At 69.6% G+C, this 22027-nt stretch carries 19 protein-coding genes and 1 tRNA gene; 7 read left to right on the top strand and 13 right to left on the bottom strand.

Annotation, left to right across the window (positions count from 1 at the left end):
- Positions 1-129: 129 nt before the first annotated feature.
- From thrB to argS, 5 genes are read right to left on the bottom strand one after another with little or no spacing between them, the layout of a single operon-like run.
- Entirely contained in the window at positions 130-1062 is a 933-nt protein-coding gene (gene thrB, locus ACWDU4_RS08965; protein ID WP_450113522.1) for a homoserine kinase, read from the bottom strand.
- Between the two features lie 29 nt (positions 1063-1091).
- Positions 1092-2180 (bottom strand): threonine synthase, encoded by a 1089-nt coding sequence (gene thrC / locus ACWDU4_RS08960; RefSeq protein ID WP_450113521.1) that lies wholly within the window; start codon positions 2178-2180, stop codon positions 1092-1094.
- On the bottom strand, positions 2173-3483 hold the full coding sequence (locus ACWDU4_RS08955; RefSeq protein WP_450113520.1) for a homoserine dehydrogenase: 1311 nt from the start codon (positions 3481-3483) through the stop codon (positions 2173-2175). The genes thrC and ACWDU4_RS08955 overlap by 8 nt, the downstream gene beginning before the upstream one ends.
- Positions 3476-4903 carry a diaminopimelate decarboxylase gene (gene lysA, locus ACWDU4_RS08950; RefSeq protein WP_450113519.1) on the bottom strand — a complete coding sequence of 476 codons (1428 nt, stop codon included), beginning with the start codon at positions 4901-4903 and terminating at the stop codon, positions 3476-3478. Before lysA ends, ACWDU4_RS08955 begins: the two co-directional genes overlap by 8 nt.
- Positions 4900-6552, bottom strand: coding sequence for an arginine--tRNA ligase (gene argS, locus ACWDU4_RS08945; RefSeq protein WP_450113518.1), 1653 nt, complete (start codon positions 6550-6552; stop codon positions 4900-4902). Before argS ends, lysA begins: the two co-directional genes overlap by 4 nt.
- A 147-nt stretch (positions 6553-6699) precedes the next feature.
- On the opposite strand from argS, the gene ACWDU4_RS08940 reads away from it, so the two are divergent.
- The gene (locus tag ACWDU4_RS08940; protein ID WP_450113517.1) at positions 6700-7560 is read left to right on the top strand and encodes a DUF3105 domain-containing protein; all 861 of its coding nucleotides are present in this window, start codon (positions 6700-6702) and stop codon (positions 7558-7560) included.
- Position 7561: 1 nt separating this feature from the next.
- Positions 7562-8275 carry a DUF305 domain-containing protein gene (locus tag ACWDU4_RS08935; protein ID WP_450113516.1) on the top strand — a complete coding sequence of 238 codons (714 nt, stop codon included), beginning with the start codon at positions 7562-7564 and terminating at the stop codon, positions 8273-8275.
- Positions 8276-8358: 83 nt separating this feature from the next.
- Here ACWDU4_RS08935 and ACWDU4_RS08930 read toward each other — a convergent pair whose 3' ends face one another.
- Positions 8359-10764 carry a phosphoketolase family protein gene (locus ACWDU4_RS08930; protein ID WP_450113515.1) on the bottom strand — a complete coding sequence of 802 codons (2406 nt, stop codon included), beginning with the start codon at positions 10762-10764 and terminating at the stop codon, positions 8359-8361.
- Between the two features lie 124 nt (positions 10765-10888).
- Here ACWDU4_RS08930 and ACWDU4_RS08925 point away from each other — a divergent pair.
- Positions 10889-10961 (top strand) — tRNA-Arg (locus tag ACWDU4_RS08925).
- 85 nt (positions 10962-11046) lie between these two features.
- Here the strand turns inward: ACWDU4_RS08925 and ACWDU4_RS08920 are convergent.
- From ACWDU4_RS08920 to ACWDU4_RS08895, 6 genes are all read right to left on the bottom strand, one after another.
- Complete coding sequence (locus ACWDU4_RS08920; protein ID WP_450113514.1) at positions 11047-11418, bottom strand: limonene-1,2-epoxide hydrolase family protein; 372 nt, start codon at positions 11416-11418, stop codon at positions 11047-11049.
- Positions 11419-11491: 73 nt separating this feature from the next.
- Positions 11492-12520, bottom strand: coding sequence for a TIGR03617 family F420-dependent LLM class oxidoreductase (locus ACWDU4_RS08915; protein ID WP_450113513.1), 1029 nt, complete (start codon positions 12518-12520; stop codon positions 11492-11494).
- 64 nt (positions 12521-12584) lie between these two features.
- Positions 12585-13724: a 3'(2'),5'-bisphosphate nucleotidase CysQ gene (locus ACWDU4_RS08910; RefSeq protein WP_450113512.1), complete on the bottom strand. Its 1140-nt coding sequence runs from the start codon at positions 13722-13724 to the stop codon at positions 12585-12587.
- The gene (gene cysC / locus ACWDU4_RS08905; RefSeq protein ID WP_450113511.1) at positions 13721-15601 is read right to left on the bottom strand and encodes an adenylyl-sulfate kinase; all 1881 of its coding nucleotides are present in this window, start codon (positions 15599-15601) and stop codon (positions 13721-13723) included. Before cysC ends, ACWDU4_RS08910 begins: the two co-directional genes overlap by 4 nt.
- The gene (gene cysD, locus ACWDU4_RS08900; protein WP_450113510.1) at positions 15601-16542 is read right to left on the bottom strand and encodes a sulfate adenylyltransferase subunit CysD; all 942 of its coding nucleotides are present in this window, start codon (positions 16540-16542) and stop codon (positions 15601-15603) included. The genes cysC and cysD overlap by 1 nt, the downstream gene beginning before the upstream one ends.
- 97 nt (positions 16543-16639) lie before the next feature.
- Complete coding sequence (locus ACWDU4_RS08895; protein ID WP_450113509.1) at positions 16640-17584, bottom strand: IclR family transcriptional regulator; 945 nt, start codon at positions 17582-17584, stop codon at positions 16640-16642.
- Positions 17585-17715: 131 nt separating this feature from the next.
- Between ACWDU4_RS08895 and ACWDU4_RS08890 the strand changes: the two genes are divergently transcribed.
- From ACWDU4_RS08890 to ACWDU4_RS08880, 3 genes are read left to right on the top strand one after another with little or no spacing between them, the layout of a single operon-like run.
- Positions 17716-18879, top strand: coding sequence for a hypothetical protein (locus ACWDU4_RS08890; RefSeq protein WP_450113551.1), 1164 nt, complete (start codon positions 17716-17718; stop codon positions 18877-18879).
- 21 nt (positions 18880-18900) lie between these two features.
- Complete coding sequence (locus tag ACWDU4_RS08885) at positions 18901-19683, top strand: SDR family oxidoreductase (protein WP_450113508.1); 783 nt, start codon at positions 18901-18903, stop codon at positions 19681-19683.
- 50 nt (positions 19684-19733) lie between these two features.
- On the top strand, positions 19734-20870 hold the full coding sequence (locus ACWDU4_RS08880) for a sulfotransferase family protein (protein ID WP_450113507.1): 1137 nt from the start codon (positions 19734-19736) through the stop codon (positions 20868-20870).
- A gap of 66 nt (positions 20871-20936) precedes the next feature.
- On the opposite strand, the gene ACWDU4_RS08875 is transcribed toward ACWDU4_RS08880, so the two are convergent.
- Positions 20937-21416, bottom strand: coding sequence for a MarR family winged helix-turn-helix transcriptional regulator (locus ACWDU4_RS08875; protein ID WP_450113506.1), 480 nt, complete (start codon positions 21414-21416; stop codon positions 20937-20939).
- A gap of 110 nt (positions 21417-21526) precedes the next feature.
- Between ACWDU4_RS08875 and ACWDU4_RS08870 the strand changes: the two genes are divergently transcribed.
- Positions 21527-21880, top strand: a complete 354-nt coding sequence (locus ACWDU4_RS08870) for a rhodanese-like domain-containing protein (protein WP_450113505.1) — start codon at positions 21527-21529, stop codon at positions 21878-21880.
- Positions 21881-22027: the final 147 nt, after the last annotated feature.

The raw sequence follows: 22027 nt of genomic DNA, 5'->3' as shown, positions 1-22027 counted from the left end.
GGGAGTGATTGCCCTGATAGAGCACCGGCGACTGATACGCACGATGGGCGAACGCCCCCAGGATAGCCGTGAACACGGTTACGGGCAAGAACAACCCGCCGGTGTGCTGCGGCACACCGGCGGGAGGGCTCAGGAGACGCGGACGCCGTCCGCGATTTCGAGGTCGAGCACCCGAAGGCCGTCCGACTCGGCGGAGACTCGAAGGTCCGCGGGCAGCGGCGCGGTGGTCAACGCCAGCACCGTCGGACCGGCGCCGGAGACGACGGCGGCGATGCCCCGTTCACGCAGCGCAGCGACCCAGCGGGTCGTCAGGGGCAGGGCGGATGCCCGCTGCCGCTGGTGCAACCGATCCTCGGTGGCGGTCATCAGCAGATCGGGCCGGGAGGTGAGGGCCACCACGGCCAGTGCACCGCGGCTGACGTTGAAGGCGGCGTCGGCATGCGACACCGTCTCCGGGAGCAGTCCACGGGTGTGGGCGGTCGTCGACCGCTCCTCCGGCACCAGCGCCACGACGCGAATGCTCGGATGGACGGCGAGCCGGGCCGCGCCGAATCGGCGCGGTGAGTCCCCGTCGACCGGGTCCTCGCTCCAGGACACCACCGCACCGCCGAGCACGCTCGCGGACGCATTGTCGGGGTGCCCTTCGAACTCGGACGAGAGCTGCACCAACTGGGCCTCGGTCAGTGCCAGCTCGGGGTCGAGCAGGGTCACCAGGCCGTTTCCGGCGGCGAGCCCGCCGACGGCCGCCGATGCGGACGAACCGAGTCCACGCGAATGTGGAATGGCGTTGCGGCACACCACGTCCAGACCACCGGCCCAGACCCCCGCCGCCTCGAGTCCCCGCTCGATCGCGCGCACCACCAGGTGCGAGGGGCCCAGCGGGACGTCCCCGGCCCCCTCCCCCTCGACCCGAACGGCGAGTCCGGACTCGGTTGTGGTGACCGTGATCTCGTCGTACAGGCCGAGGGCCATACCCAGCGTGTCGAATCCCGGACCGAGGTTTGCCGTGGACGCGGGCACCCGCGCCGTCACGGTCAGCCCCGTCGGCAACGTCCGAGTCATCGTTGTGTCTTCGATTCGCTGTGCGGTCACTACACCAACTCGAGCGCCGACGCGACGGCCACCGGGTCGACCGGAATCGGCTGGACGGGAGGCATTCCCAGCAGGGCCGTGTCGGGGTCCTTGAGGCCGTTGCCGGTGACGGTGCACACCACGGTCTGACCGGCGTCGAGCCAGCCCTCCTTGTGCGCGGCCAGCAGGCCGGCGACGGACGCGGCGGACGCCGGTTCGACGAAGACGCCCTCGGTGCGCGCGATCAACCGGTACGCCTCGAGGATCTCCTCGTCGGTCGCCGCGCGGAAGACGCCGTTCGACTCCTCCTTGGCGTTCACGGCACCGTCCCACGATGCGGGGGCGCCGATGCGGATCGCGGTCGCGATGGTCTCGGGATCCTTGACCGGGGCGCCGTGCACGAGCGGGGCAGCGCCGGCGGCCTGCACGCCGAGCATGCGCGGCCGGGACGAGGAGATGCCGTCGGCGTGGTACTCCGAGTAGCCCTTCCAGTACGCGGTGATGTTGCCGGCGTTGCCGACGGGCAGGGCGTGGATGTCGGGGGCCTTGCCGAGGGCGTCGACGATCTCGAACGCCGCGGTCTTCTGCCCCTCGATGCGGACCGGGTTCACGGAGTTGACCAGGCCGATGGTCGGGAACTCGGCGGTGGTCTTGCGGGCGAGTTCGAGGCAGTCGTCGAAGTTGCCCTCGACCTGGATGATCTTGGCGCCGTGCATCACGGCCTGGGCGAGCTTGCCCATCGCGATCTTGCCCTGCGGGACGAGCACCGCGCAGGTCATCTTCGCGACGGCGGCGTAGGCGGCGGCCGATGCGGAGGTGTTGCCGGTGGACGCGCACAGCACGGCCTTCTGCCCGCGGGCGAGAGCATCGGTGACGGCCATCGTCATGCCGCGGTCCTTGAACGACCCGGTGGGGTTGAGCCCCTCGACCTTGAGGTGGACGTCGCAGCCGGTCAGCTCGGACAGGTATCCGGCGGGGATGAGCGGGGTGCCGCCCTCGCGCAGCGTGATCGTCTTCCAGTTCTCGCCGATCGAGAGTCGGTCCCGGTACGCCTCGATCAGGCCCGGCCAGGGCGTGTGAACGGGGGTGTGCTGACGAGGGCTATTCACTGGAACCTTCCAATCGGAGAACACTGGTGACCGCGGTGACGAAGTCGAGCTTGCCAAGGGATGCAACGGTTTCGGACAGGGCCGCATCGGTGGCCCGATGCGTGACGACGATCAACCGCGCACCGTCCCCGGCGCCTTCCTGGCGCACCGTCGAGATGGAGACGTCGTGCTTGGCGAACTCCGCCGCGACCGCGGACAGCACGCCCGCGCGGTCCGCGACCTGCATGTTGACGTAGTAGCGGGTGGGGATCTCACCGATCGGCGCGACCGCCAGGTCCGCGTAGCTCGACTCTCGCGGTCCGAGGCTGCCGTTGACCTTGTTGCGGGCCGCCATCACCACGTCGCCCATGACGGCGGACGCGGTGGGGGCGCCGCCGGCACCCTGGCCGTAGAACATCAGGCGCCCCGCGGCCTCGGCCTCGACGACGACCGCGTTGAAGGCGCCGTTCACCGACGCCAGCGGGTGATCGAGCGGCACGAGCGACGGGTAGACGCGCGCGGACACCCGCTCGGTGCCGTCCTCGCCGACGATCCGCTCGCAGATGGAGAGCAGCTTGACGGTGCAGCCCAGCGACTTCGCGGCCTCGAGGTCCGCCGAGGTGATCTTCGAGATGCCCTCGCGGTAGACGTCGGCGGCGGTGACACGGGTGTGGAAGGCGATCGACGCCAGGATGGCGGCCTTGGCCGCCGCGTCGAAGCCCTCGACGTCGGCGGTCGGATCGGCCTCCGCGTAGCCCAGCCGGCCCGCCTCGGCGAGGGTGTCGGCGTAGTCGGCGCCGGTCTCGTCCATCGCTGACAGGATGAAGTTGGTGGTGCCGTTGACGATTCCGGCGACCCTGACGACGCGGTCGCCGGCGAGCGACTGGGTCAGCGGCCGGATCACGGGGATCGCCCCGGCGACCGCGGCCTCGAAGTACAGGTCGGCGTTCTGCTTCTCGGCGGCCTCGGCGAGTTCGCCCGTGTAGTCGGCGAGCAGCGCCTTGTTGGCGGTGACCACGGACTTGCCGGAGTTCAGCGCGGAGAGGATGAGCTTGCGCGGCACCTCGATTCCGCCGATGACCTCGACCACCACGTCCACGTCGTCACGCGCGACGAGCGAATCCGCGTCGGTGGTCAGCAGCTCCTCCGGCACGCCGCGGTCCCCGTCGATCCGGCGGACGGCGATGCCCCGCACGACCAGTGGCGCACCGACACGGGCCTCGAGGTCGCGGGCGTGTTCGCGGATGATCCGCACAACCTCGCTGCCGACGTTGCCGAGGCCGAGTACCGCCACGCCGATCGCGGCGGCGTTCGGTTCAGTCATCTTGCTGTACCTCCAAGCTGAGCAGATCTTCCACGGTCTCCCTGCGCAGGACGAGTCGGGACTTCCCGTCTCGGACCGCGACCACGGCGGGTCGGGTGAGCAGGTTGTAGCGGCTGGACATCGAATAGCAGTATGCGCCGGTGGCCGCGACCGCGAGCAGGTCTCCGGCACCGACGTCCTCGGGCAGCCAGGCGTCGCGGATCACGATGTCACCGCTCTCGCAGTGCTTGCCCACCACGCGTGCGACAACCGGCTCCGCCCGACTGTCCCGCGAGACCAGCCGACAGTCGTACTCGGCCTGGTACAGCGCGGTCCGGATATTGTCACTCATTCCGCCGTCCACGCTGACGTAACGGCGAGTTGCGTTGCCGTCCAACCGGACATCCTTGGTGGTGCCGACCTCGTACAGCGTCACGGTGCCCGGTCCGGCGATGGCCCGACCCGGTTCGACCATGAGCGTCGGGACCGGCAGTCCGGCCGCGGCGGATTCGGTGGCGACGATGTTCGCGAGTTTCGCGGCCAGGTCGTCGACCGGCGGCGGGTCGTCGCTCTCCAGGTAGGAGATGCCCAGGCCGCCACCGAGGTCGATGATCTTCACCTGCGAGGTCTTCTCGACGCCGAAGCCGTCGACGATCTGCCGCAGCAGCCCGATCACCCGGTGCGCGGCCAGCTCGAAGCCGTCGACGTCGAAGATCTGCGAGCCGATGTGGCTGTGCAGACCGACGAGCTTGAGGTTGTCGGTCTCGAACACCCGGCGGACCGCGTCGAGGGCGGCACCGCCGGAGAGCGAGAAACCGAACTTCTGGTCCTCGTGGGCGGTCGCGATGAACTCGTGGGTGTGCGCCTCGACCCCGACGGTGATCCGGATCAACACCTCCTGCACGACGCCGAGGTCGCCGGCGACGGCGTCGAGGCGGTCGATCTCCTGCATCGAGTCCAGCACCACGTGACCGACGCCCGCGGACACCGCGGCGCGCAGCTCGGCGACGGATTTGTTGTTGCCGTGCATGGTGATCCGCTCGGCGGGGAATCCGCCGTGCAGCGCGACGGCCAGCTCGCCACCGGACGCGACGTCCATCGACAGGCCTTCATCGGCGACCCAGCGGGCGATCTCGGCGCTGAGGAACGCCTTGGACGCGTAGTGCACCCGCTCGGCGGCACCGAAGGCGCGGGCCATGTCGCGGCAGCGGGACCGGAAGTCGTCCTCGTCGATCACGAACAGCGGCGTGCCGTACTGCTCGGCCAGTTCGGTGACCGGGACACCGGCCAGCCGGACCACCCCGTCGTCACCTCGCGTGGCGCCGCGCGGCCACACCTCGGCGGGCAGGGTGGTCATCTGCGACGGGTCGGTCGGCCGTGACGGCAGCCCGGGTGCGTGCTGGATGTCCGCGTGGCGCGGACCGGCGGGGTGCGCGCTCACATCCGCTCCGGTGCGCTGACACCGAGCAGACCGAGACCGTTCGCGAGGACCTGGCGGGTGGCACCGCACAGCGCGAGCCGCGCGGTGTGCAGGTCGCCGGCCGGCTCGTCGCCCTGGGGCAGGACGCGGCAGTCGGTGTAGAAGCGGTGGTAGGTGCCGGCCAATTCCTCGAGGTACCGGGCGACGCGGTGCGGCTCGCGCAGGTCCGCCGCGGTGGCGACGACCTTCGGGAAGTCGCCGATGGTGCGGATCAGGTCGCCCTCCCGGTCATGGGTGAGCAGTTCGAGCTTGGGGTCCGCAGCGGACAGGCCCAGGTCGGCGGCGTTGCGGGCCAGCGATGCGAGCCGGGCGTGCGCGTACTGCACGTAGTACACCGGGTTCTCGCTGGTGGTGCCCGCCCACAGCTCGAGGTCGATGTCGAGGCTCGAGTCCACCGACGAGCGGATCATCGCGTAGCGGGCGGCGTCGACGCCGATCGCCTCGACCAGGTCGTCGAGGGTGATGACGGTGCCTGCGCGCTTGCTCATCTTGACCGCCGCGCCGTCGCGGACCAGGTTGACCATCTGGCCGATCAGCACCTCGACGGTCGCCGGGTCGTCCCCGAACGCGGCCGCGGCGGCCTTTAGACGGCCGATGTAACCGTGGTGGTCCGCGCCGAGCATGTAGATGCACAGGTCGAAGCCACGCGAGCGCTTGTCCTGGAAGTACGCGATGTCGCCTGCGATGTAGGCGGCGTTGCCGTCGGACTTGATGACGACGCGGTCCTTGTCGTCACCGAAGTCGGTGCTCTTGAGCCACCACGCGCCGTCCTCCTCGTAGAGGTTGCCGCTGGCCTTGAGGGTGGCGACGGCCTTCTCGACCGCGCCGGACTCGAACAGCGAGTTCTCGTGGAAGTAGACGTCGAAGTCGGTGCCGAACTCGTGCAGGGTCTGCTTGATGTGGTCGAACATCAGCGCGACACCGATCGAGCGGAACACCTCCTGCTGCTCGTCGGCGGGCAGGTCGAGCGCGTCGGGGCGCTGCCGGAGCACCTCGGCGGCGATGTCGGCGATGTACGCACCGGCGTAGCCGTCGTCGGGGGTCGGTTCGCCCTTTGCCGAGGCGATCAGCGAGCGGGCGAACCGGTCGATCTGCGCGCCGTGATCGTTGAAGTAGTACTCGCGGGTGACGTCCGCACCCTGGGCGGCGAGGATCCGGCCGAGGGCGTCGCCGACCGCCGCCCATCGGGTGCCGCCGAGGTGGATCGGGCCCGTCGGGTTCGCCGAGACGAACTCGAGGTTGATCCGCTTGCCGGCCTGCGCGGTCGAGCTGCCGTAGCTCTGACCTGCCGCGATCGCCTTGGCGACGATGGCGCCCTGGGCGGCGGCGGCGAGCCGGATGTTGAGGAATCCCGGTCCGGCGACCTCCGCGGACTCGATGCCGTCGGTCGCGGTCAGGGCCTCGGCGAGCCAGGTGGCCAGGTCGCGCGGGTTCACTCCGGCCTTCTTGCCGACCTGCATCGCGACGTTGCTGGCGTAGTCGCCGTGTTCGGGGTTGCGCGGGCGCTCGACGGTCAGCGTCGCGGGCAGCACGGACGCGTCGAGGTCGTGGTCTGTGAGGACCTTCGCGGCGGTGACGCGAAGGAGTTCGGCAAGGTCGGCGGGAGTCACGGGTATTCATCCTATGTGCTGGCCGTTCAAAGCCTGCCTTCAGGCACTGAACGTACAGTGGGACGACCACGGGACCCACCTGTCGCACCGACGCCGGCGTCCCGTCCCACAGACCCGACGTCCACATCAGCGAAAGAGCACTCACAGATGCCGAGCGGTTCGGAAAATCGCAGCGCCAAGAACAGCGCCAAGTCCGCCAAGGCCATCAAGGCTGCCAACAAGAGCTCCGGCGGCTCCGCCAAGCGCGGACTGCCGAAGCAGCGTCAGATCCCCTGGTTGACGATCGGCGCCGCGGCCGCGGTCATCGCCCTGGTCGCGCTGTTGGCGATCAACCTGGTGCCGAAGTACCAGGACAAGGCCGAGGCGGACAAGTTCGCCCCCAGCGCGTCGAACCCGGACCCCTCCACGGAGATCGAGGGTGTCGTCAAGATCGAGTACCCGGCCGCGCTGCACGTGTCGGCGGCCCAGCGGGTCGCGTACGACCAGACGCCGCCCTTCGGTGGGCCGCACGACGCGACCTGGGCCACCTGCACGGGCGTGGTCTACCCGAACGCGATCCGTACGGAGAACGCGGTGCACTCGCTCGAGCACGGTGCCGTCTGGATCGCCTACAACCCGGACAAGGTGTCCGGTGACGAGCGGCAGGCGCTGGTCGACCGCGTCGACGGCAAGTCGTACATGCTGATGTCGCCGTACCCGGGCATGGACTCCGCGATCTCCCTGCAGAGCTGGGGCCACCAGCTCAAGCTGGACAGCGCCGACGATCCGCGGATCAACCAGTTCATCGCGGCGCTGCGGCTGAACAACTTCGGCGCCTACCCGGAGAAGGGTGCGAGCTGCTCGACGATCCCGGGTGCGTTCGATCCCGACAACCCGCCCGCGTTCGACGCCACTCCCCCCGGCCCCGACGCCGTGACCATGGACGGCAAGGGCCTGACGCCGGACACCTCGGAGACCGGCGGCGGCGCCGGGCTGCCGATGGCCCCCGAGCCCGCCCCGGCGAGCTGACATGACGGGCTCCGACGGCGCGGCGGCCGGCGGTACGCGCAGCCAGCGCACCGCCCTCGCCGTCCTGGGCCTGATCGCGGCGATCGCGGTCGGATTCGGGCTCGGATTCTTCGCGAACCAGTTCCTGCACGACGACCAGCCCGCCGCCCCGGCCGCGGGCTCGGTGGACGTGGGCTTCGCGCAGGACATGATCGTGCACCACAACCAGGCGGTGGAGATGGCGGCGATCTCGATCGCCAACGCCGCCGATCCGATGGTGCGGGATCTCGCGTACGACATCCTCACCACGCAGCAGAACCAGATCGGTCAGATGACCGGCTGGCTGTCGCTGTGGGACCAGCCGGTGGCGACGACCGACGAGCACATGGCCTGGATGTCCGACGTGGGCGGCCACGGCGACGGCCACGGCACGACGGGCCATGGGGCCACGACGACCCCTGCGCCCTCCTCGGCGCAGATGCCGGGCATGGCGACGTCGGAGGAGATGGCCGCGCTGCGTCAGGCCCGGGGTCCCGAGGGCGACGTGCTGTTCCTGCAGCTGATGCTGCGCCACCACCAGGGCGGGCAGCCGATGATGGAGTACGCCGCCCAGCACGCGGAGGTGCAGACGGTGCGAGACCTGGCGCAGACGATGGTCGACACCCAGGCGAGCGAGTCGCACCGGATGACGCAGTTGCTCACGGAGAAGGGCGCGGCCCCGCTTCCGCTGAACTGACCCCTCCCGGCATGAACGGAAGCGTTCAGTCGAGTAGATCGACTGAATGTTCCGTTCATGCGATGGGAGACGGGGGCTGCGAGCTATCCGGACGATTGCAGCGATCCCCATGTCCAGTCGCGCACCTCGGGCATGTCCTCGAGGTGCGCGACGACGTAGTCGCGGTGCCGGTCCAGCTGGGCGCGGCAGTACCGGGCCAGCTCGTCGCCGCGCTCGGGCACCCGACGGCTCCGCCGCAGCGCCTCGATCGCCAGGTGGTACCGGCTCATCCGGTTGAGCACCACCATGTCGAACGGTGTTGTGGTGGTGCCCTGTTCGCTGAATCCCCGCACGTGGAAGCGATCGGTGTCGGGCCGGCCGTGCAGTAGTTCGTGCACGGCGCGCGAGTACCCGTGGAACGCGAAGACCACGTGGGTGTCGTCGGTGAACAGCTCCCGGAACTTCGTGGGCGTGAATCCGTGCGGATGCGTGTCCTCGGGCATCAGCGCCATCAGGTCAACCACGTTCACCACCCGCACCCGCAGGTACGGCACCCACCTCCGGAGCAGCTCCGCCGCGGCGAGGATCTCCTGGGTGGGCACGTCCCCGGCGGCGGCCAGTACGACGTCGGGGGCGTCCGCGTCGGCGTCCTCGGTGCCCGCCCAGTGCCACACCGAGGCGCCGGCCGCGCAGTGCTCGGCGGCCTGCTCCAGCGTCAGGTACTGCAGGTGCGGCTGTTTGTCGACGACGATCAGGTTGACGTGGTCGGTGCTGCGCAGGCAGTGGTCGGCGATCGAGAGCAGGGTGTTCGAGTCCGGCGGCAGCCAGATCCGCACCACGTCCGGAGCCAGAGGGATCGCGGAGTCGATCATGCCCGGGCCCTGGTGACTGAAGCCGTTGTGGTCGTTGCGCCAGCAGGTGCTGGTGAGCAGCACGTTCAGCGACGACACCGACTCGCGCCACGGCAGGGTCAGTGCGTGCTGGAGCCACTTGGCGTGCTGGATCAGCATCGAGACGCTGACCATCGCGAACGCCTCGTAGCTAGCGAACACCCCGTGGCCCCCGGCCAGCAGGTAGCCCTCGAGCCAGCCCTGACACAGGTGCTCGCTGAGCACCTCCATCACCCGTCCGTCGGGCCCGAGCCCGTCGTCGTACCCGGTGACGGGCAGCTGCCAGCACCGGTCGGTGACCTCGAACACGGCCCCGAGGCGGTTGCTGGCCGTCTCGTCGGGGCAGAACAGCCGGAAGTCGCCGCCGCCGTCGGACCGGACGCCGTCCGCGTAGATGTCGCGCATCAACTCGCCGAACACCCGGGTGGTCTCGTGGAACGAGGTGCCGGGTTCGGTGACGGCGAGCGCGTACCGCTCCAGCGGCGGGATCCTGAGCGGCCGGCGCAGCCGTCCCCCGTTGGCGTACGGCGTCGAACCCATCCGCTTGTCCCCCACCGGGGCGAGTCCGGCGAGTTCACGCGCCAGCGACCCGTTCTCGTCGAACTGACGCTCCGGGTGGTACGACCGCAGCCATTGCTCCAGCCGGGCGAGGTGGTCGGGATTGTCGCGGACCCCGGACAGCGGCACCTGGTGGGCCCGGTGCGTGCCCTCGACCAGCACCCCGTCGACGGTGTGCGGACCGGTCCACCCCTTCGGGGTTCGCAGCACGATCGCCGGCCACCGGCGTTCCTGCGGGGGCGAGCCGGCCCGGGCCGCGGCCTGCAGCCCCCGGATCGTGTCGTACGCACCGTCGACCGCGGCGGCGAGGTCACGAAACACCTGCCGCGGGTCGTCGCCCTCGACGAGGACCGGCGCCCAGCCCTGCCCGGCCAGGTACGCCGCGACGTCGACGTCGCTGCTCCGTCCCAGCACCGTCGGGCCGGCGATCTTCGCACCGTTGAGGTGCAGGATCGGCAGCACGGCGCCGTCGCGGCGCGGGTTCAGAAACGCGGGCACCTTCCACGAGGCCGACAGCGGCCCGGTCTCGGCCTCCCCGTCTCCGATCACACACGCCACCAGCAGTTCCGGCCGGTCGAACGCTGCGCCGGCCGCGTGCGCGAGGGCGTACCCGAGTTCACCGCCCTCGTGGATGCTGCCGGGTGTCTGGACACTGACATGACTCGGGACGCCGCCGGGCGTCGAGAACTGGCGGCAGAGCCGCTCGACGCCGGCTGCGTCGGCACTCACGTGCGGGTAGATCTCCGAGTAGGTGCCCTCGAGATACGTGGCCGCGACCAGGGCCGGACCACCGTGACCGGGCCCGGTCACGTACAGCCAGTTCGCGTCCGTGCGGCGGATGTGCCGGTTCAGGACGGTGTAGATCGCGGACAATCCCGGGCTGGTTCCCCAGTGCCCGAGCAGTCTGGGCTTGATGTGCTCGGGCCGCAACGGCTCCCGCAGCAAGGTGTTCTCGCGCAGGTAGATCTGCGCGACCGTGAGGTAGTTGGCCGCGGCCCACCACCTCAGGTCCAGGTCGAGTTCGTCGTCGGAGTAGTCGGGCACCTGGTCGTGTTCGGCCATGCCTTCGCGCGCCTTCCAGTGAGGAGTCACCTGCTACTTCATCGAGTATGGGGGTGCGAATAGGGATTCGTCGCGCGATGCGCTACGCTAAGCCAGCCCAACCGGCACACCGAGTTTTCGGTGCGCCCCCGTAGCTCAGGGGATAGAGCGTTCGCCTCCGGAGCGAAAGGTCGCAGGTTCGAATCCTGCCGGGGGCACTCGCATTTCGAGTGCACCACAGCCACAAGAGCCCCGGTCGACAACGTCGACCGGGGCTCTTTGCTTGTTCGGATGCCCGCGCCGTCAGCTCCCGAGCGCGGCGAGAGGTGCCATGTCGAAGTAGTCGCGCCAGCCGGAGATCTTGCCGTCCCCGGTCACCTCGAAGACGCCCATCACGGGCAACTCGATGCTCGTGCCGCCCATGGCGAAGACGTCGGTGCGTTCGTTCATCACCACCGACCCGTTCGCGGCCTGGCGGTGCACCCGGAAGTCGATGCCGCCGAACTGCGCGACGAACCCGGTGATGAAGTCCTTGATCGCGCCCTTGCCGACCACGGGCTCCATCGGAATGTTGTGGTAGACGGCATCTTCGGTGAAGTACTCGGCCAGGGCATCGGCGTCTGCCTCCTTCCAGCGGGCACAGAACTCGGACACGACGGCGTCGGGAGTGGTCATGCGGATCTCCTTACTGGTGTGGGGTGCGGCCGCGCCGGTGAGTGCATTTCACCCCGGTCGGGGTGAAATGCACTCACGGGCAGCGCAGCTGCGAAACCACCCGCGCGAACTGCGGGTCGTCGGCGGGGTCGGTGGGTGGTGCGAGGGTGATGCCGTCGACGAGGCCGCCGACGCGATCGGCGACGACTGCGGCCAGCTCCGGGTGACGGGCGGTGGGCAGCAGTGCGCCGAGCACGTCATCGGTGACGAGGTCGCCGAGCCCCGTCCAGGAGTCCTCGCGGACCATCCGGGCGAGCGGCGCCTGCAGGTGCCCGAGACCGGCGTGGTCGAGGCCGCGCCGGTACGCCGGGGTCGAGTACAGGAACGCGAACTGCCGTCGCTGCCGGTCCCGTTCGCGCGCGAGAGCCTCGTCGGTGTCGCCGGTGATCACCTGCACTCCGGCTATCACCTCGAGGTCGTCTCGGGTCCGACCGGCGGACCGTGCACCCTCCGCCAGCGCGGGCAGGATGTCGTCGGCCAGGCTCCGGGGGCCGGAGTTGGTGGGGTGGCCCACGTATCCGTCGGCGACCTCCCCCGCAACCCGGCACATCCTCTTGCCGACGCCTCCGAGAAAGATCGGCGGGTCCGGCGGCAGGTCGTCGCCGTCGAACGGGTTGAAGTACGGCTGCATTCGGGTGAACCGGTAGTGCTCCCCCACGAACGGCACCAGTTCGCCGCCGCGGAAGGTGGCGAACGCGGCCCGCACGACCTGCACGTACTCGCGCAGACGCGGCGCCGGCTCCGACCACGGCATCGCGTAGCGCTCCTCGACGTTCTGCCGGATCTGGGTGCCGAGGCCGAGCTGGAACCGGCCGCCGGACAGCCGGGCGAGATCCCAGGCCGTGTAGGCGGTCAGGACCGGGCTGCGCACGAACGCGAGCGCGACCGAGGTGCGCACCACGATCCGGGACGTCGCCTGCAGGGCCTGCAAGGCGAGCAGGAACGGATCGTGCACGGTTTCGGAGACGTGCATTCCGTCGTAGCCCATGGCCTCGACCCGCCGGGCGTGCGCCCCGATCTCGGCGAGCCCGAGGCGCGGATCGGTGTTCGCGTACACCCTCACCGCACCCTCACTTCCCCCAGTGAACGGAAGCGTTCACTCGATCCGATCCGAGTGAATGTACCGTTCACTCGGATCGGGGGGCGGGCTCGATGATCGCCGTGACCGCGGCGATCTCGGCACCCGGCACGGAGAAGTGTTCGGTCAGCGCCACGGTGTGCGTCTCGTCGCCGACGGCCATGTCCAGCAGGAAGCGCGCGACAACGTCGGTGCCGAACTCGGTGAACGTCAGGTTCCGGATCCCGGTCAACGGCAGGTACTGCGCGCCGGTCTCCAGCTCGCGGACGATCTCCGGACCGGAATCACCCGTCCGCCTTCCGTTCTCGACACGGAAGCAGTCGGCCGCCAGCCGGACCTTGCTCGCGTCGTGGGTGAGCAGCGAGCCGAGGTACTCGCGGACCATCGCGACCCGTGGGCTGTCCGGCGGCGTCCCGGTCAGTTCCGCGATCCCCGACAGCAGCGGACCTGCCAGGTCGGGGCGGCAGATCAGCAGGTCCGGCAGGTACGGGTGCGCCTCGTTGTAGACCAGCGGCGTCCCGTCGATCCGCGAGCAGTGCAGCCCGGCGGCCAGGGCGACCCCGACCGGGGCCGCGGAGTCCCACTCCCACTGCCCGCCCGCGTGCACGTACGCATCGGCCTCACCGCGCAGCACCGCCATCGCCTTCGCCCCCGCCGAGCCCATCGGCACGACCTCGCCGCCGACCCGCTCGGCGAGGGGTCCCGCGAACTCCGGTGGACGGCTGTCGCTGACCAGGATTCGCGGGCGGGGGTGCTCCCCGACCGCCGCCGTGCAGGTGTCGCTGCGGTAGACCCGGCCGAGTGCCGGTTGGGCGACCGAGGCGGCGGTGATGCCGACGCCGCGCTCCCACAGCGCGACGTGCACCGCCCAGTCGGCGCGGGCCGGCAGCCCGTACTCCCTGGACCCGTCGAGCGGGTCGATGATCCACACCCGATCGGCGCCGCGCCGCGCCGGATCGTCGGCGGATTCCTCGGACAGCACGGCATCGGCGGGCCGGTGCTCGGCGAGCAGCCGCAGCAACAGCGCGTTGGCCTCCTTGTCGCCGCGCCGGCTCAGCTCCCGGGCCGCATCCTTCGGCAGCGGATTCGCGCCGAGTTCGCGCGCGCGCAGGTCGAGCAGCAGGTCGCCCGCGCGGGCCGCCATCTCCGCCGCGAGCTGGGCGTCGTCGAGGTCGCAGTCGTTGTTCATCGACTCAGATACTCCATGATCGCGGCGGCCTGCGCGACCGGATCGCCGTCCTCCGGCGTCAACACCAGCTCGGCGTGTTCGGGACGCTCGTAGGGGTCGTCGATCCCGGTGAATCCGGTGATCTCCCCTGCCCGGGCCCTGGCGTACATGCCCTTCGGATCCCTGGCCTCGCACTGCTCGATCGGGGTGTCGACGAACACCTCGACGAAGCGCAGGCCCGCGGCCTCGTGCGCGGCCCGCACCCGATCCCGGTCCGCGCGGTAGGGGCTGATCAGGGACGCGACCGCGACCACCCCCGAGTCGGCGAACAGCTGCGCGACGGCACCGACGCGGCGCACGTTCTCGGCGCGGTCCGCGGCACCGAATCCGAGATCGGCGTTGAGTCCGTGCCGCAGGTTGTCCCCGTCGAGCCGGTAGGCGGGGACGCCCGCGGCGACGAGCCTGCGTTCGAGTTCGACTGCCACGGTGGACTTCCCGGACGCGGACAGTCCGGTCAACCACACCGTGGCACCCCGGGTGGCCCGCTCGTCGCGATCGACGGCCGAGGCGTGCCAGACGACCTTCGACTCCTTGAGTGTCGGACCGGTGATCATCCCGGCGGCGACGGTGCTGCCGGTGGTCTCGTCCACCAGGATGAAGCTGCCGGTCACCCGGTTGCGCCGGTATGGGTCGAACAGAAGCGGCTGCTGGGTGCGCAGCTGGATCCGCCCGATCTCGTTGAGCTGCAACGACTGCGCGGATTCGTCGCGGTGCAGGGTGTTGACGTCGAGCCGGTAGTCGAGCCGCACCACCTGCGCGCGCGTGGAGCGGGTGGTGTGCAGCAACGTGTACCGGTGGTGTTCGCTCAACGTGGACCGTTCGGCGAGCCAGCACACCATCGCGTCGATCTCCTGCCCGACGAGCGGCCGGTTGTTCGGCCGGCACAGGAGGTCGCCGCGCGCGATGTCGATGTTGTCCGCCAGCCGGATGCACACGGCGGACGGCGCGAACGCCTCCTGCACCGGATGCCCACCGGGGCCGTGGATCTCCGCGATCTCGGTGGTGTAGCCGGACGGCAGCACCACAACCTCGTCACCGGGTTTGAACACGCCGCTCGCGACGGTGCCCGCGTAGCCGCGGAAGTCGTGCAGGTCGGCGTCGGTCTGCCGCTGCGGCCGGATCACGTACTGCACCGGGAACCTCGCGTCGATCAGGTTGCGGTCGGACGCGACGTGCACCTCCTCGAGCAGATGCAGCAGCGAGGAGCCTTCGTACCAGGGCATGTTCTCGGTGCGGGTGACGATGTTGTCGCCCCGCAGCGCCGACACCGGGACGAACGACAGGTCGTGGACGTCGAGCTTGGCCGCGAACCGCCGGAACTCCTCGCAGATGTCCTCGAAGCGGTCCTGTGACCAGTCGACCAGGTCCATCTTGTTGACGCACACCACCAGGTGCGGAATACCGAGCAGCGCGGAGAGGAAGGCGTGCCGCCGGGTCTGTTCGAGCACGCCGTTCCGGGCGTCGACGAGGATCAGGGCCAGGTCCGCGGTGGACGCCCCGGTCACCATGTTGCGGGTGTACTGCTCGTGCCCCGGGGTGTCGGCGATGATGAACTTCCGCCGAGGCGTCGCGAAGTAGCGGTGCGCGACGTCGATGGTGATGCCCTGCTCGCGCTCGGCGCGCAGGCCGTCGGTCAGCAGCGCCAGGTTGGCGTGCTCGTCACCGCGTTCGCGACTGCTGCGCTCGACGGCTTCGAGCTGGTCCTCGAAGATCGCCTTCGAGTCGTAGAGCAGCCTGCCGATCAGCGTCGACTTGCCGTCGTCGACGCTGCCCGCGGTCGCGACCCGGAGCAGCTGCTGACGGTGATGCGGGGATTGCAGTTCGGGGTTCAGCGACATCAGAAGTACCCCTCCTTCTTCCGGTCTTCCATGCCGGCCTCGGAGATGCGGTCGTCGGCTCGGGTGGCGCCGCGTTCGGTGATCCGGCTCGCCGCGACCTCCGCGACGACGGCGGCGGCGGTGTCGGCGGAGGACTCGACGCAGCCGGTGCAGGTGGCGTCGCCGACCGTGCGGAAACGCACCAGTTCCTCGTACGACTCCTCCCCCGGAAGCAGCGTGAGGAACCTGGTGTGGGCCAACAGCATTCCGTCGCGGGGCACGACACGGCGCCGGTGTGCGTAGTAGATGGCAGGCAGCTCGATGGATTCCTCGGCGATGTACTGCCAGATGTCGAGCTCGGTCCAGTTCGACAGGGGGAACACCCGAATGTGTTCGCCCTTGCGGTGTTTGCCGTTGTAGAGGTTCCACAGCTCCGGCCGTTGGGCCCGCGGGTCCCACTGCCCGAATTCGTCGCGGAAACTGAACACCCGCTCCTTGGCTCGCGCCTTCTCCTCGTCCCGGCGGGCGCCGCCGAACACCGCGTCGAAGCCGCCGTCGCGGATGCCGCGCAGCAACGCGTGCGTCTGCAACCGGTTGCGGCTGGCCCGCGGCCCGGAGTCCTCGACCACCCGGCCTGCGTCGATGTCGTCCTGCACACTGGCGACGATCAGGCGCAGCCCGAGGTGGTCGACGACCCGGTCGCGGAACTCGATCACCTCGTCGAAGTTGTGCCCGGTGTCGACGTGCATCACCGCGAACGGCAGTGCCGCCGGCCAGAACGCCTTCGCGGCCAGGTGCAGCATCACCACCGAGTCCTTGCCGCCGGAGAACAGCAGCACGGGTCGTTCGAAGGTGGCCGCGACCTCGCGGAAGATGTGCACCGCCTCGGCCTCGAGGGCCGCGAGGTGCGACAGCGTGTAGCTGGGCGGGGACGCGGAATGCGGTGCGGGCTGTGTGGTCATCGGGGCTCCGGTTCAACGCTCACAGGCGGTACATCTATGTACCGCATCGGTACTAAACGAAGTCTGGAGCCGACTTTAGAACGTGTTACAGAACCGGTCAATGGCCGGCGACTGCGTCACCACCTCGAACCGGCGCCCGGCCGCCCACCTCCGCGGTCACCGCATCCGCCGCGGCCGCGAGCGCCCGGCCCCGACGCTCGATCTCGGCTCCGCCGATCGAGCCGCCCACATCGAGGGTCAGCACCAGGGACTGCCTGCCGTCCTCGTCGTAGCTCGGCGCCGCGATCAGGCTCACGGGATATTCGGCGTCGGCGGACGTCTCCCGGCCGAGGTAGACGCGTTCGCCGAGGCTGGACACCATTTCCCCGACCAGTTCGCGAAGCTCGGCGGGCAGGTCTCGACCCGCCACCCCCGCCATCAGCGAGAACAGTCGACGCCCCGTCGGCGTGAGCCGTTCGACGAGATACCCCGACTCGCGGCAGTCGTCGACGACACGCTGCAGCAGGTCCCGGTCGAGCACCACGGGAAAGGCCGGCTCCCGCTGCAGCCACCGCTCGAACTCGTCGTCGTGGCTCCACAGCACGTACATCAGCCCGACCGGCGGCGCGAAGGGATACACCTGCCCGACCTTGGCCGCGGTCCGTCCCGACTCGACTCCAGGGGGTGCCGCGACCTCGAGGATCATCACCTGATCCCCCACCACCGCGGACGCGGTGCAGACCGCACCGAACTCGGCCGCCAGCGCCTCCAGGTGCGGCCGGACGATCGCCCCGACCGCGAATCCGCGCTGGGCGGCCCGGCCGGCCGCGATGAGCGCGGGCCCGAGGCCGTACCGCGCATCCGGACCGCGGGTGAGATACCCGCCGCCGACAAGGGCGGCGAGGATGCCCAGGCAGGTCGGTTTGCTGATGTCGAGCGCGCGGGCGAGCTCGGATAGCCCGAACCGGCGATCGGGCCTGGCGACGAGATGGTCGAGCACCTGGATGACGCGCACGGTCGGGGGCGAGCGGCGCCCCGTCACGGCGTCCGGTTCGGCTGCCATTGACCACTCCTTGAAATACGTTCTATCGTCAGGGCACAAAATTCTCTACCACTTGGGTACATATTTGTACCACCTGAACACGAGGAGCGGGAGTGCAGACAGATCCACCGGCCGAGACGGTCGCATCACCGCTGACGGCACCGCTGCGAGAAGCGATCGCCGAGGCCGAGCAACTGGTCGCGGCCGCACCCCACATCCGGTCCGAACAGGACCTGCTGGAGGGCTACCAGTACCTGGCCGGCGGCATTCTCGCCTGCGTCCACGCCGCGTGGGCCACCGAGAAGACGCATCCGACCTTCATCGCAGGCACCGGGCCCTACACCAAGATGGGCCTGGACAACCCGGACACCCTGTACTTCGGCGCCCGGATCAACGACGACGCCGAGTACGTTGTCACCGGAACCCGCGGCACCACCTGCGATCTGAGCTTCCAGGTGCTCAGCGGCAACTACACCGACTCCAACGTCCCCGGCAGCGACGCCGCCTTCGACGACCGCGCCATCGACATCGACGCCGACGGCAACTTCGAGGTCCGCTTCGGACCCGAGGACCCGGCCGGGCGCCGCAACTACTTCACGCTCGCGCCGGGCGCATCGCAGCTGGTGGTCCGCGAGGTCTACAGCGACTGGTCGCAGCGCCGCGGCACCGTCCGCATCGAACGGGCGGACCGGATGGGTGTCCCCTACGACGCCTTGACCCCGGAGGAGACCGCCAAGCGCTTCGCCCGCGCGGGCAAGGCCCTGGTCAGCCGGGTCAAGACGTGGCTGCAGTTCCCGGAGTGGTTCTACCTGAAGCTGCCGGTGAACACGATGACCGAGCCCCGGCTCACGCCGGGCGGGCTCGCCACCCAGTTCTCGTCGGTCGGCCACTACGACCTCGCCGAGGACCAGGCGATGATCATCACGGTCCCGAAATCCGATGCGCCGTACCAGGGTTTCCAGCTCGGCAGCATGTGGTACATCTCCCTGGACTACACCGGCCACCAGACGTCGCTGAACAACACCCAGGCGCAGGTGGACCCGGACGGCATGATCCGCATGGTGATCTCGGAGCGCAATCCGGGTGTCACCAACTGGATCGAGACCGTCGGCCATCCGCGCGGCATCCTGCAGTTCCGCTGGCAGCGCACGTCCCGCGATTTCACCCCGGCCGACGGCCCCACCGTCGAGGTCGTCGGCATCGACGAGATTGCCGCGAAACTGCCCTACCACGAACAGAACAAGATCACGCCGGAGGACTGGGCAGCCCGCATCGCGGCGCGCCAGGCCGCCGTCGCCAACCGGATGCTCGGCTAAGACAACACAGCGAGGACCATCGTGACAAACCTGTTGCAGGACAAGATCGTCGTCATCTCCGGGGTCGGCCCCGCCCTCGGCCGGACGCTCGCGCTTCGGTGCGCGCAGGCCGGCGCGGACCTGGTGCTGGCCGCACGCACCCAGTCGCGCCTCGACGAGGTCGCGAAGGAGGTCGCCGACCTCGGCCGCCGGGCGGTGACGGTGTCCACCGACATCACCGACCAGGCCTCGGTGGAGAACCTGGTCGCCGCCACCGACGACGCGTACGGCCGCGTCGACGTACTGGTCAACAACGCATTCTCGGTGCCGTCGATGAAGCCGTTGGAACGCACGGACTTCCAGCACATGCGCGACGCCGTCGAACTGACGGTGTTCGGCGCGCTCCGGATGACCCAGCTCTTCACACCTGCCCTGGAAGCGTCCAAGGGCGCGGTCGTGAACGTGAACTCGATGGTGCTGCGACACTCCCAGGAGCGCTACGGCAGCTACAAGATGGCCAAGTCGGCACTGCTGTCCGTGTCGCAGTCCCTGGCAACCGAACTGGGCCCCAAGGGGATCCGGATCAACTCCGTCGCGCCCGGCTACATCTGGGGCGAGACGTTGCAGCAGTACTTCGCGCACCAGGCGAACAAGTACGGCACCACCGTCGAGCAGATCTACGACCACACCGCCGCAGGCACCGATCTCAAGCGACTGCCGACGACCGAGGAGGTCTCCGACGCGGTGATCTTCCTGGCCTCACCGATGGCCAGCGGCGTCACCGGGCAGTGCCTCGACGTCAATTGCGGCGAGTTCCACCACTAGGCCAGGAGTGGAGCCCGCGGAACGACCCGACGACAAAAGGACCACCCCCGATGACTGAACGCACCACCGTCGGCACCGTCGAAGACCTGCACGCTTCGGCAACCAAGATGACCGGCCTGACCGATTTCGGCGTCGACGACTACACCGAGGCCCTCGGTGTCCTGCTGGACTCGTACGCCCGCGACGAGGACCTGACGCCCCTGGGCAGCAAGATGTCCCGCGTGTTCCTGCGCGGCGCACTGGTCGCGCGGCTGCTGTCCGAGGCGGCGTGGCAGCAGCACCCCGCGCACGCGGACGTGAAGATCGAGCGACCGATCTTCGTGACCGGCCTGCCCCGCACCGGCACCACCGCGCTGCACCGACTGCTCACCGTCGACCCGGCACACCAGGGCCTGGAGATGTGGTTGACCGAGATGCCGCAGCCGCGGCCACCGCGCGAGACGTGGGCGTCGAACCCGGTCTTCCAGGGCATCGAGTCCCAGTTCAGCAAGCACCACGTCGAGCACCCCGAGTTCATGGGCGTGCACTACATGTCCGCGGCCGAGGTCGAGGAGTGCTGGCAGCTGCTCCGGCAGACGTTCAAGTCGATCTCCTACGAGTGCCTGGCGAACCTGCCGACGTACTCGAAGTGGCTCGAGGGTCAGGACTGGACGAATGCCTATGCGCGCCACAAGAAGAATCTGCAGCTGATCGGCCTGCCGGACCAGGACCGGCGCTGGGTGCTCAAGAACCCGAGCCACCTGTTCGCGCTCGACGAGCTGATGTCCGTGTATCCGGATGCCCTCGTCATCCAGACCCACCGCCCGCCGAGCACCATCATCCCATCGGTGTGCAGCCTCGCCGAACAGGCCACCGAGGGCTGGTCCAACGCCTTCCGGGGTGAGGTGATCGGTCGCGGGCAACTCGAGCTCTGGGCCCGCGGCCTCGAGACGTTCACCGCCGCACGCGCGCAGTACGACCCCGCCCAGTTCGTCGACGTCGACTACGCGGACTTCGTGGCGGACCCGCTCGGCACCGTCGAGGGCATCTACTCCCGGTTCGGCATCCCGGTGAGTTCGGCGGCGCAGCAGGCGATGGAGGACATGCACGCCGAGTCTCGTTCCGGCGACCGCAAGCCCGCACACCGCTACACCCTCGAGCAGTACGGCCTCACGGCCGAGGAGGTCGAGGAGCGCTTCGGCCGGTGATCCCCGGGGCGGCCGCGGCATCCACGATCGCCGCGGCCGCCCGCTGCCGACAGCCGGGCCGACCGGTCAGCCGGTCGGATTGTCGGTCGCGGACGTCGGCTCGAGCACCTTCTGCAGCGCCGCCGCGACCGCCCGCAGTTCCGAGTCGGTCAGCTTGTCGGCGAACCGCTCCCCGATCCCGCTCAGATAGACCGGGGCCGCCTCGCGATAGCGGCGCCTGCCGGCATCGGTGATCGTCACGAACGCCGAACGTCGGTCGTCGGGATTGGCATCGCGCTGCACCAGCCCGAAGGTCTCCATCTCGGCGACCAGGCGACTGACCCGGGTACGACTGAGCACCACCCGCTCGCCGAGGTCACTCATCCGCAGCGGAGTGCCGTCGGCTCCCACCAGCTCGAGCAGCACGTCGTACCACGCCAGAGGAAGCCCCGTCGCGCGCCGCAGGTCGGTGTCGAGTTCGGGCACCAGCCGGGCGTGGACCTGAAGGAGCGCGCCCCATGCGCTCGTCGCCAGGTGCCGACCATCCGTGTCCCGCGTCGCTGCCACCGGGGCAGTCTAACCACCTTCATCCGTCCAGTTGCGTGCGTACGCACATTGCTATTAAATGTGCGTACGCACGCACATTGGTTTGTGAATCCGACGAAAGGGCGACAACAATGACCGAGCTCATCAGCCGCGACGACCTGGCCGCGGCCCTCCGATCCGGCTCCGTGACCCTCCTCGACACCCTTCCCGCCGACTACTTCGACAGGAGCCACATCCCCGGGGCGGTGAATCTCGTCGAGGCCGACGTGGCGTCACGTGCCCCGAGCCTCCTCCCCGACCGGGACACCGCGATCGTGACCTACTGCGCGAGCATCACCTGCCGGAACAGCGAATTGGTGGCCAACCGGCTTCGCGCCCTCGGATACACGAACGTGCGCAAGTACCGGGAGGGCATCGCGGACTGGGAGTCCGCCGGCCTACCGATCGAAGGCTCGCACGCCGAGCCGGAACGCACCGCAGGTTGAGACCGGACACGGCCGGGCGGCCACCCCGCCCGGCACACTGGGGCGGGGAGCAGGTCCGCAGAGCACCCAGGATCCGCTCCCCGCCCCGTTCACCCACGCCGAGGCCTGCTCGCACCGGAAAAGCAGGTAGTAATCCAGGTAGTTCTG

It is taken from the genome of Rhodococcus sp. NPDC003348 (assembly GCF_053589375.1).
Note: the sequence above shows the minus strand (reverse complement) of the source record. Positions and strands in the feature narration are given on the sequence as shown.

Bases quoted from the DNA above. Each gene is read 5' to 3' on its own strand.
- ACWDU4_RS08880 (WP_450113507.1), top strand. From the start codon at position 19,734: ATGACTGAACGCACCACCGTCGGCACCGTCGAAGACCTGCACGCTTCG.
- ACWDU4_RS08940 (WP_450113517.1), top strand. From the start codon at position 6,700: ATGCCGAGCGGTTCGGAAAATCGCAGCGCCAAGAACAGCGCCAAGTCC.
- cysC (WP_450113511.1), bottom strand. From the start codon at position 15,601: ATGTCGCTGAACCCCGAACTGCAATCCCCGCATCACCGTCAGCAGCTG.
- ACWDU4_RS08870 (WP_450113505.1), top strand. From the start codon at position 21,527: ATGACCGAGCTCATCAGCCGCGACGACCTGGCCGCGGCCCTCCGATCC.
- ACWDU4_RS08920 (WP_450113514.1), bottom strand. From the start codon at position 11,418: ATGACCACTCCCGACGCCGTCGTGTCCGAGTTCTGTGCCCGCTGGAAG.
- ACWDU4_RS08895 (WP_450113509.1), bottom strand. From the start codon at position 17,584: ATGGCAGCCGAACCGGACGCCGTGACGGGGCGCCGCTCGCCCCCGACC.
- ACWDU4_RS08910 (WP_450113512.1), bottom strand. From the start codon at position 13,724: ATGAACAACGACTGCGACCTCGACGACGCCCAGCTCGCGGCGGAGATG.
- cysD (WP_450113510.1), bottom strand. From the start codon at position 16,542: ATGACCACACAGCCCGCACCGCATTCCGCGTCCCCGCCCAGCTACACG.
- ACWDU4_RS08935 (WP_450113516.1), top strand. From the start codon at position 7,562: ATGACGGGCTCCGACGGCGCGGCGGCCGGCGGTACGCGCAGCCAGCGC.
- ACWDU4_RS08955 (WP_450113520.1), bottom strand. From the start codon at position 3,483: ATGACTGAACCGAACGCCGCCGCGATCGGCGTGGCGGTACTCGGCCTC.
- ACWDU4_RS08930 (WP_450113515.1), bottom strand. From the start codon at position 10,764: ATGGCCGAACACGACCAGGTGCCCGACTACTCCGACGACGAACTCGAC.
- thrB (WP_450113522.1), bottom strand. From the start codon at position 1,062: ATGACTCGGACGTTGCCGACGGGGCTGACCGTGACGGCGCGGGTGCCC.